The sequence below is a fragment of the Bartonella vinsonii subsp. berkhoffii ATCC 51672 genome (assembly GCF_902825225.1).
In the GTDB taxonomy this organism is placed as follows: Bacteria; Pseudomonadota; Alphaproteobacteria; order Rhizobiales; family Rhizobiaceae; genus Bartonella; species Bartonella berkhoffii.
Genome location: NZ_CADEAK010000241.1, coordinates 1 through 411, shown reverse-complemented (window position 1 = coordinate 411; position 411 = coordinate 1). Strand labels below are relative to the sequence as shown.

At 38.0% G+C, this 411-nt stretch carries 1 protein-coding gene; it reads left to right on the top strand.

The window, feature by feature from the left end:
* Positions 1-411: type IV secretory system conjugative DNA transfer family protein (locus tag J7R10_RS09095; protein WP_208436509.1), on the top strand; the 411-nt coding region annotated here is incomplete at both ends.

Here is a 411-nt window from a genome sequence, read left to right as displayed (position 1 = left end):
TCTCGATTGGCTTTTAGATGATAGTGTACCACGTACACAACGTGAAGCCAATATTGTAGGTTTTTCGAAATTGCTTCTCACGGATAAAAAGTCAGATAATTCTTCAGCAGAATACTTTTCGACACAAGCGCATAATCTTTTAACCGCTCTTCTTGCACATGTGGTATTTTCTGATGAATATGACGAGAGTGAGCGCAATTTAAAAACATTGCGTGGAATTTTGTCTCAATCAGAAACAGCTGTTGTCAATCAATTACGCATGATACAAGAAACAACACCTTCTCCTTTTATTCGTGAAATGGTTGGTATTTTTACGGAAATGGCAGAGCAAACTTTTTCAGGGGTCTATACAACCGCATCAAAAGACACCCAATGGCTTTCTTTGTCTAATTACGCTGATCTTGTTTGTGT